Source organism: Candidatus Desulfolinea nitratireducens, assembly GCF_982879505.1.
This window is the reverse complement of the sequence record NZ_CEYOSI010000156.1, coordinates 1-8,549: the sequence shown is the minus strand read 5'-3', so window position 1 is coordinate 8,549 and position 8,549 is coordinate 1. Positions and strand designations below refer to the sequence as shown.

General features: G+C 49.4%; 9 protein-coding genes. 4 read left to right on the top strand and 5 right to left on the bottom strand.

Annotated elements, in window-relative coordinates; translation table 11 throughout:
• From tkt to AC3DOM_RS12875, 3 genes are all read right to left on the bottom strand, one after another.
• On the bottom strand, nucleotides 1-1,913 hold a 1,913-nt coding region (gene tkt, locus AC3DOM_RS12885), incomplete at its 3' end, for a transketolase (RefSeq protein WP_487919455.1).
• A gap of 203 nt (nucleotides 1,914-2,116) precedes the next feature.
• The gene (locus tag AC3DOM_RS12880; RefSeq protein ID WP_487919454.1) at nucleotides 2,117-2,608 is read right to left on the bottom strand and encodes a peroxiredoxin; all 492 of its coding nucleotides are present in this window, start codon (nucleotides 2,606-2,608) and stop codon (nucleotides 2,117-2,119) included.
• Nucleotides 2,609-2,689: 81 nt separating this feature from the next.
• A complete protein-coding gene (locus tag AC3DOM_RS12875; RefSeq protein WP_487919453.1) occupies nucleotides 2,690-3,454 on the bottom strand; it encodes a DUF429 domain-containing protein in 765 nt (254 codons plus the stop codon).
• 61 nt (nucleotides 3,455-3,515) lie between these two features.
• Between AC3DOM_RS12875 and AC3DOM_RS12870 the strand changes: the two genes are divergently transcribed.
• From AC3DOM_RS12870 to AC3DOM_RS12855, 4 genes are all read left to right on the top strand, one after another.
• Nucleotides 3,516-4,061, top strand: coding sequence for a peroxiredoxin family protein (locus AC3DOM_RS12870; RefSeq protein ID WP_487919452.1), 546 nt, complete (start codon nucleotides 3,516-3,518; stop codon nucleotides 4,059-4,061).
• Between the two features lies 1 nt (nucleotide 4,062).
• Nucleotides 4,063-4,803: a prolipoprotein diacylglyceryl transferase gene (locus AC3DOM_RS12865; protein WP_487919451.1), complete on the top strand. Its 741-nt coding sequence runs from the start codon at nucleotides 4,063-4,065 to the stop codon at nucleotides 4,801-4,803.
• A 62-nt stretch (nucleotides 4,804-4,865) separates the two neighbouring features.
• Nucleotides 4,866-6,770, top strand: coding sequence for an NAD(P)H-hydrate epimerase (locus AC3DOM_RS12860; protein WP_487919450.1), 1,905 nt, complete (start codon nucleotides 4,866-4,868; stop codon nucleotides 6,768-6,770).
• Nucleotides 6,771-6,773: 3 nt separating this feature from the next.
• A complete protein-coding gene (locus AC3DOM_RS12855; protein ID WP_487919449.1) occupies nucleotides 6,774-7,037 on the top strand; it encodes a glutaredoxin family protein in 264 nt (87 codons plus the stop codon).
• A gap of 286 nt (nucleotides 7,038-7,323) precedes the next feature.
• Here the strand turns inward: AC3DOM_RS12855 and AC3DOM_RS12850 are convergent, their stop codons facing one another.
• Both AC3DOM_RS12850 and AC3DOM_RS12845 read right to left on the bottom strand, forming a co-directional pair.
• Complete coding sequence (locus tag AC3DOM_RS12850; RefSeq protein ID WP_487919448.1) at nucleotides 7,324-7,902, bottom strand: 1-acyl-sn-glycerol-3-phosphate acyltransferase; 579 nt, start codon at nucleotides 7,900-7,902, stop codon at nucleotides 7,324-7,326.
• 12 nt (nucleotides 7,903-7,914) lie between these two features.
• On the bottom strand, nucleotides 7,915-8,549 hold a 635-nt coding region (locus AC3DOM_RS12845), incomplete at its 5' end, for a lysophospholipid acyltransferase family protein (protein ID WP_487919447.1).

The following is an 8,549-nucleotide window of genomic DNA, read 5'->3' as shown; positions in this document are numbered from 1 at the left end:
GCAGGAGCGGAGGCGCCATACCCTTCGATGGATAGAACGCCGCCTTCCGTGCCAACATATTTCCACCAGCCCTGCGCGATCCCAACTTCAACAGCAAGCCGTTTTTTCACTTGCGGCGGGAAAACAGACTCGCGGTAGGCTTGCTCTTGTTTCTCGAAGATTTCCAGCGATGGGACGGAAACCACACGCACAGCCAGACCCTCTTCTGCCAGTTTCTCTCCCGCAGCCAGGATCAGGCTGACTTCCGAGCCTGAGGCCATCAGAATTATTTCGGGATCATCCCCAAAATCTTTAAGGATATAAGCGCCCTTCTCGAGCTGAATTGGGTAGGCCAGGGTCGGCAAATTTTGGCGCGTAAGAACAAGCGCCGTTGGGCCTTTTCGATTCTCAATCGCAAATTTCCATGCCTGGGCTGTTTCATTCGCATCTGCGGGACGGATAAGGGTCAATCCCGGGATGGCCCTCAAGGCCGCCAAATGCTCAACCGGCTGGTGTGTGGGCCCGTCTTCTCCAACGCCGATGCTATCATGCGTGAAGACCCAGATCGCCGGATATTTTGAGAGCGCAGAAATACGCAAAGCGCCGCGCATATAATCCGAGAAGACGAGGAAGGTTCCGCCATAGGGAATGATCCCGCCATGAACGGCCATCCCATTGACAATAGCTCCCATTCCGTGTTCGCGTACTCCAAAGTGGAAGTTACGACCTTCTGGAGTTTCTGAGGAGAAAGCCTCGTAACCATCCAGCCAGGTTTTATTCGAGGGGGCCAGGTCAGCAGAGCCGCCGATCAACTCGGGGAGGCTCTCAGCGAGGGCATTCAAGACCTTGCCGGAAGCCACACGGGATGCGATCCCTTTCGGATCTGCTTCAAAGGTGGGAAGAGCATCCCGCCAGTTGTCAGGGAGTACCCCCGCAATCCTGCGTTTTAATTCCTTGCCCTTTTCCGGTGCGATACGGTTATAGGCTTCAAAGCTCATCTTCCAATCGGCTTCAAATTCACGCCCCTGTGAAAGGGCTTCACGATAATGGTCAAGGACGTCGTCTGGGATGTGGAAACGGGGCTCTACGGGCCAGGATAAATTCTCTTTGGCGGCGGCAAGTTCCTCGTCCCCGAGCGGGGAGCCGTGAACACCGTGCGTACCCTGTTTATTTGGGGAACCATATCCAATAATCGTCCGACATAAAATGATCGAGGGACGCGGATCCGCTTTTGCCATCCTGATCGCTGCGTCGATCACCTTCACATCGTTGCCGTCTTTGACTGTTTGCACATGCCAGCCATAAGATTCAAAACGGGCAGCGCGATTTTCAGTAAAGGCTAAATCAGTCGAACCATCAATCGAGATATGGTTATCATCGTAGAGATAAATCATTTTGCCCAGTTTAAGATGCCCCGCAAGCGAAGCGGCTTCAGAGGCAACGCCTTCCATCAGATCACCATCGGTGACGATTGCATAGGTATAGTGATCGACGATCTTATGACCGGGCTGATTGAATTGTGCGGCGAGATGGGCTTCGGCAATCGCAAATCCAACCCCGTTGGCAAATCCCTGACCCAGCGGGCCGGTGGTGACTTCAACACCGGGAGTATGCCCATATTCTGGATGTCCGGGAGTAAGACTTCCCCACTGCCGGAAATTCCTAAGATCATCGAGAGAGAGCTTATAACCGGTGAGATGTAGCAGGGAGTAAAGCAGCATTGAGCCATGCCCGCCAGAAAGAATAAAACGATCACGGTCAAACCAATTCGGGTTTTTCGGGTTATGGCGCAGATGGCGCGTCCAAATTGTGTAGGCCATCGCTGCCGCACCCATCGGCAAGCCGGGGTGCCCTGAATTGGCTTGCTGGATGGCATCCGCCGAAAGAAAACGGAGGGCGTTGATCGAGCGTTCCTGAAGTGTGTCTGTTGTCATATGGCCTCTATATTTGATTGATAATAACCCGGTTATTTTACCATTTACGCTCTTTGAGAGTATTTAACTGCTCCATCGATGGGATGGTATAGCGGATACGATCCTTACGAAAATGCGGTGTTCTTTTTAGAAAGCAGGATCAAGCGAAAGATTATCTGGAATGGATGAAAAAACTTCGCAAAAGAAAAAGCGGAGTTTTTGGTTTATCCCTGCAATTCGGCCAATTTTTCTCTGACCTTATCGGCGTGTTTCACTTCGCCATCTGGCTGCGTTACGCGAACATTTACCTTTTTCCAAAGGGCGGCGATCTTGCCATCCGGCGAGACGATAAAGGTCGAGCGGATCACGCCGACAATTTCCTCGCCATAATTGATCTTCGTTCCCCAGCCTCCATAGGCCTCATGGACAGAATGATCGGGATCACTGAGCAGGGAAATTCCCAAATTATATTTGCTCATAAATTTCTGATGAGCATCAGCATCATCACGACTGATGCCAACTATCTCGGCATTTAGTCCTGCGAATTCATTTTTGCTGTCGGTAAAATCACAGGCTTCCTTGGTACAACCGGGGGTGTCGTCCTTCGGATAAAAATAGACCACCAGCCATTTTCCTGAATAATCACTCAACGAGACCATCTTTCCATTTTCGTCGGGGAGGGTGAAATCCGGGGCCTTATCACCAATATTTAACATTTTAACACTCCTTTGTGAATATAAAAAGCGCCCTCCTCTGGCTGCCCCCGTATCCGGTAGGAGAACAGGTGGGGGATCAAATCAATACCTGGATTTCAACTCGGTTACGGGGAAATAGATTTTCCCTTCAGCCTCATCACCGAGGGAGGTCGTGTCTTCAGGGTTTTCAGATACCAGCCAGGCCGTATACGCGGCGAGGAGCGCGTTCAGCTGAGTGGAAATATAAATCTGCTCCACGGGTAAGACCCCCTGTCGCAAGCGATGCCGGGTGATCTCCTCGAAGAATTCCATCGGATCATGGATTTGCAGACCTTCACCGTACAAGATTGTCTGTCGTTGCAAACGTCCTTCAAGGGCTGAGATCGGGAGCAGGTTTCCATCCGCCATTGCAATGAATGCCGCCTGGGGGTGTGTTTCCAGCACCTGATATTTTGCATCTTCGCCAGGGAAGGATAGAAAACCCAGCCCGGTCAACTTTTCGTAGAGGGCAAAGCCGGATCGCATCCAGGAGGGACAAAGTTCGGCGCGGGAGGGTGTCCCGGCAACCTTGATACCGCGCTGATGTAATTCGTATTCTGCCATCCGTATATCGGCGCCGCGTAAAGGGGATTTTTCACTCGTTAAACTCTCTGACTCGAGCAGCGCTCGCACGCGTCCCTGATTCGGTCTCGCGGGTGCATTGATCGCCACATATGCACCCGCCTGTCCCCCAACAAAGCTAAGAATATCCTCCAGCTCGCCAGCTGCCAATGCCAGCAATTTTAAGTCCGCATTGAGGGCTGCATAAGTAAAGGCCTTGCGACCAGTCAGGTCAATGCCTATATATGAGGTTTGGTTAAAAAACATAGTAAGATAGTACCCTGTGAACGCGACAATACAGTATCAGTGTAGACTAAAATGGAGAGATATGCAACCCACTCGTAGAAGACTTCTGTTTATCGGCATTTTGGCGCTGGGGCTGATCTGGACTTTAATCAGCGCGGATAAAATCGGCAGCACTACAGCAGGATTGATCCCTGCCCCACAAAAAGGATTTCTTGCTCCCGATTTTACACTGGAAACATTGGATGGTAATTCAATTACGCTCTCAGACTTGCGCGGGCGTGTGGTTTTGGTTAACTTCTGGGCCTCGTGGTGTCCTCCCTGTCGTGCAGAGATGCCCGCTTTCCAGCAAGCCTTTCAGGATTATCATGGGCAGGGTTTTGAAATTCTGGCAGTTAACGCAACAGCCCAGGACAACCTCAGAGATATTGCTGCCTTTGTTGAAGAATATAATTTAAGTTTTCCGATAGCCCTCGATGCTGATGGCTCGGTCAACGAAAAATATCAGGTGCGCTCGCTGCCAACCTCCTATTTTGTTGATAAAGAGGGAATTATCAGCGAAGTCGTCATCGGCGGACCGATCAGCGAGGCGCTGGTTCGCGCCCGCATAGAAGAATTGCTCAAGGAGTAGCATGTTTCCTGTCATTCAAATTGGCCCACTGGCCCTGCAAACGCCTGGTTTGATCATCCTAATCTCGCTCTGGGTCGGTATCACACTCACCGAAAAGAGTGCGAAAGCCTATAAAGTTTCAGCTGACATGCTCTCAAGTCTCATCATGACCGCATTAATTTCAGGCGTGATCGGTGGACGGATTGCCTACGTGGCACGATATCCAAATGCTTTTACCAGCAATCCACTAAATCTGATCTCTCTGAACCCCGGTCTTTTCGACCTTGTCGGCGGGATTGCGGCAGGGGTCATCGGCGCGGTTATTTACGGGCAACGCAAAAATCTGCCCTTGTGGAACACATTGGATGCACTGGTCCCATTTTTCGGGATGCTGGCAATCGGCCTGGCACTCTCCAACCTTTCATCCGGGAACGCTTTCGGGATCGAGACTGATCTTCCATGGGGGATCGAACTTTGGGGACTAAAGCGGCATCCAACCCAGATCTATGAAATGCTGGCAGCCTTTGTGACCCTGAGCTTGCTCTGGCCGCCCAAAGAGGATCCCCAGCCCCGAGCTGGCGTCAGCTTCGTCACCTTTATCACCTTTACGGCTGGGTATCGTCTTTTCCTTGAAGCTTTCCGCGGCGACAGCGCCCTGATCTTCGGGGGTATCCGCTCGGCGCAGGTGGTGGCTTTGATCATCCTGGCAGGTGCGCTGTGGCTCCTGGATAGAAGAAAACCCCTTTCTCAAAATAGAAAGTAAAAATCATTAAAGGTCTCCCATCTTAGCAAAACAGCGGCAATTTAATATGCTATAAATACCTAATGAAAATACATGCACTGACTACGGAAGAAATGATCGAAGTAGACCGCCTGATGATCGAGGTGTACGGGATCAGCCTTTTGCAAATGATGGAAAATGCCGGCAGAAATCTCGCTGAATTAGCCTTCCGAATGTTAAAAAATGCAGGGTATGGAAAAACTGTTGCAATTTTATGCGGGGGCGGGAATAACGGTGGCGGAGGGATGGTCGCGGCCCGTCATTTGCATAATCGCGGTGTGGATGTAAATCTGCTGCGCGTGGGAAGGACATTGAAGGATGTTCCGGATCACCAATGGAAAATTCTCACTCAAATGGGATTACGGGACGACCCCGATTTCAACCTGGAAGGCACGGACCTGATCATCGACGCAATAATCGGCTACGGGCTGAAAGGGAATCCACGCCCGGATGTAGCAACTTTTATCGAGCGGGTAAATGCCTCAGGGAAGCCGGTTTTGTCACTGGACGCTCCCTCGGGGCTGGATACAACCTCGGGATCACCAGGCAAGCCCTGCATCCGGGCGAACGCCACGCTGACCCTGGCTCTGCCCAAAGTTGGGCTGCTATCCGCATCCGCAAAAGATGTGGTCGGCGATCTTTATCTGGCAGATATCAGCGTCCCTCCTGAGTTATACGGCCATCTCGGGATTGATATTGGGCCACTTTTTTTAGAAGATGGTATTATCAAAATTCAGGAGAATAGCATGTCTGATCTGTATACAAAGTCACCCTCAACGATCATTGTTTATAGCACCGTCTGGTGCCCGGATTGTAAACGTGCCAAGCAGTTTTTCGGCGAACAGCGCGTAGCTTATGCCAATGTTGATATCGAGAAAGATTCCAAAGCGATGGCTTTTGTTGAGGAGATTAACGATGGCAAGCGGGTTGTGCCAACGATCATCTTCCCGGATGGTGAGATCATGACCGAGCCATCAAATGCCGAATTGGCGCAAAAGCTCAATCTGCAAACCAAAGCACAGCGCCCTTATTATGATGTAATTGTGATTGGCTCTGGTCCAGCCGGACTGACAGCTGCCTACTACATGGCCCGCGAAGGTCTCACCACGCTTGTTATTGAAAAGGGCGGTATCGGCGGACAGGTAGGCATCACCCAGATCCTGGATAATTTTCCCGGTTTTGACGAGGGTATTGCCGGAAGTGAATTTGCTGACAGGTTGGAGAAACAGGCCCGCCGTTTTGGGGTGGAAATCCTTCAGGCTCAATCAGTTGAAGACGTTTCGCAAGAAGGGAATGATATTTGCATAACCACCAGTGACGGCACATCCTACGGAGCAAAGGCAGTCCTGCTCGCGACTGGCGCCAGCTACCGCCGCATGAATATTCCCGGGGAAGAAAAATTGATCGGCACCAATGTTCATTTTTGCGCCACTTGTGATGGGGCTTTCTATAAAGGTAAAAAGGTACTTGTCATTGGTGGTGGCAACAGCGGATTTGAAGAAGGCATTTTCCTGACCAAATTTGCTTCGCAGGTAGACATTGTCGAATTTTCGCCCAGTGCCAAAGCCAGCCAGATCTTACAGGACAAGGTCGCAGGAATGAAAAATATGTCCGTCACCCTTAATCATGCTGTCAAGGAATTGCGCGGAGAAAATTCGCTTGAGACAATTGTTGTCGAAGACCGCAAAACCGGTGAAATAAAAGAATGGGACTATGACGGTATTTTCGTCTTTATCGGACTAACACCCAACAGTCAGCTTATTAAAGGCAAAGCTGACCTGGATAAATTTGACTTTATCAAGACCGACAGAATGATGAGTTCTCTGCCGGGTGTTTTTGCTGCCGGTGACGTACGTGATGGCTCTACAAAACAGGCTGCCTCTGCCGCAGGTGAAGGGGCTTCAGCAGCAATCATGATTCGTGAATATTTAAATAAGCAAGGATACTAAAAAATGAATGATAATTTATACTCTCGTGAACCAAAACAAATTATTCTTTATGGAGTAACCTGGTGCTCAGATTGTGTTCGGGCTAAAAGTGTATTGGCGGAAAAGAAAATAGAATATCTTGAGATCAATATTGATAACGACTCAAAAGCTGCGGATTTTGTTAAAGAGGTCAATGGCGGCAGTAGAAGTGTCCCGACAATTATTTTTCCCGATGGGACAGTTTTAGTTGAGCCATCAAATAACGAACTTTCGGCCAAACTTAAATAGACCTCCTGCAAAAGTCCCTTTTTGACACTGCTCTAGCCGTCGTCCTTTGCGTAGCATCCGTTAGGGCGGCGGCGGGGACGCCGCCGGGAGCACATATGCAAGAGGTCTACTATAAAAAGAGCGGGAAGAATTTATCTTCCCGCTCTTTTTATTTATAGGACTTACGCATTTTTATAGTCCTACTCCCAATGCTCTGCGTTGGGGGATTGTAGGCAAGCTACAACGCAGAGCGTTGCAGCGAGAAAAAAGGTATTTTGCGTAAGTCCTGATTTAATTAGAACTACCCTTAAGCTTTAATTCGCACCAAACCCTGTTTTTCAGGAAATTTACCAACCACCTCTTCGTAAAACTCCCGCAGAATTTTCATATCTGCCTTCAAATTATCTGAGGGGATAAAATACCCGCCGATACCGCAAATCTTTTTTGAGTAATCCAGAAAAGCCATTGCTACAGAAATATGAGCATCCTTGGCAATATGATAAAAACCCGTCTTCCAATGGTCAACGTAATCTCTCGTTCCCTCTGGGGCAAGGGCAATGACCAGCTCTTTGCTATTGTTATAAATGTCTACAACCTGCCCAACAAAATTTTCGCGGGCGCCACGTACCACAGAGATGCCACCCAACCAGCGCATGATTGGACCAGCGAACCCTTTGAAGAGAGAATCTTTGCCAATCCAACGCGGCCTTAGTCCCAATCCGGCCATCATAAAAAAACCGATCGCCCAATCCCAATTCGAGGTATGATGTGCACCAACAAGAATATATTTAGGTTCAGGGGGAGTATCGTCAACCAGCCTCCAGCCAACCAGCCGCAATATAAATCGTGCAGAATGCTGCCACCAGCGCTTTTTTTTCGCGATCAAATTTCTATCCTTTTATTTCGTTTCCTTTGGTAAAAAACGGACCTGTCCTTGCTCGTGGGGGAATTTACCGATCTTGTCGGCAAAAAAATCCTGTAAGATTTTAATATCTTTTTCAATATCGCCACAGGGATAAAAATATCCGCCGACACCGCAAGATTTGCGTGAATAATCCAAATAACACATCGCGATCGGAATATTCGCGCCTTCAGCGATATGATAAAAACCCGTTTTCCAATGATCTACAAAACGGCGGGTGCCTTCCGGAGCAATCGTGATAACCATCTCTTTACGCTCGTTATACAGGTCGACAATTTGCTCAACAAAATTCTTGCGCGCCCCGCGTTCGACAGGAATACCGCCCAGTCCGCGCATCACCCAACCCTGTGGTCCCTTAAAAAGAGAGGCCTTCCCGATCCAGCGTAACCTGAGACCCAGCGCGGCCATCATCAACAAGGCAATTGGCAGATCCCAATTGGAGGTGTGATGCGCACCAACCAGCAGATATTTTTGCACAGAGGGTAACTCAGATACCAAACTCCACCCAAACAAGTTAAGCGTATATTTCGCACTTCGCTGCCAGATATAGTTAATAACTTTAGTTTCGCCAAAATAAGATGAGCATTGGAAATCTGGTAGGATAAGTTTGA

What these genes read in the sequence shown, in the direction of transcription:
- AC3DOM_RS12855 (WP_487919449.1), top strand. Translation starts at nt 6,774, where the DNA reads ATGAATGATAATTTATACTCTCGTGAACCAAAACAAATTATTCTTTAT.
- AC3DOM_RS12880 (WP_487919454.1), bottom strand. Translation starts at nt 2,608, where the DNA reads ATGTTAAATATTGGTGATAAGGCCCCGGATTTCACCCTCCCCGACGAA.
- AC3DOM_RS12865 (WP_487919451.1), top strand. Translation starts at nt 4,063, where the DNA reads ATGTTTCCTGTCATTCAAATTGGCCCACTGGCCCTGCAAACGCCTGGT.
- AC3DOM_RS12875 (WP_487919453.1), bottom strand. Translation starts at nt 3,454, where the DNA reads ATGTTTTTTAACCAAACCTCATATATAGGCATTGACCTGACTGGTCGC.
- AC3DOM_RS12870 (WP_487919452.1), top strand. Translation starts at nt 3,516, where the DNA reads ATGCAACCCACTCGTAGAAGACTTCTGTTTATCGGCATTTTGGCGCTG.
- AC3DOM_RS12860 (WP_487919450.1), top strand. Translation starts at nt 4,866, where the DNA reads ATGAAAATACATGCACTGACTACGGAAGAAATGATCGAAGTAGACCGC.